The sequence below is a fragment of the Cellulomonas sp. GbtcB1 genome, from assembly GCF_019091725.1.
GTDB lineage: Bacteria > Actinomycetota > Actinomycetes > Actinomycetales > Cellulomonadaceae > Cellulomonas.
In genome coordinates this window covers 1-250 of the sequence record NZ_JAGXJG010000380.1, presented here as the reverse complement: position 1 = coordinate 250, position 250 = coordinate 1, and the positions used below count along the sequence as shown (strand labels likewise).

Genomic DNA, 250 nt, shown 5'->3' with positions numbered 1-250 from the left:
GCGGGCCCGCCGCCGGAGCGCGCCGCGGCCGAGCTGGGGGGCCTCGGCCCCGGCGAGCCGCACCCGGTCTCCGCCCTGCCCGGCCGCGGCACGGGCGACCTGCTCGACGCCGCGATGGCGGCGCTGCCGACGGTCTCGCAGCACGCAACCGCCCGCCCCGGCGGCCCGCGCCGCGTCGCGCTGGTCGGCCGCCCGAACCTCGGCAAGTCGTCGCTGCTCAACAAGGTGCTAGGCACCGGCCGCGTGGGCG

1 protein-coding gene is annotated in these 250 nt (G+C 82.0%); it reads left to right on the top strand.

Translation table 11 applies throughout. The features are described from left to right. Window positions 1-250, top strand: a 250-nt coding sequence (locus KVT14_RS20775; protein ID WP_217617335.1) for a GTPase, incomplete at both ends; no start/stop codon positions are given.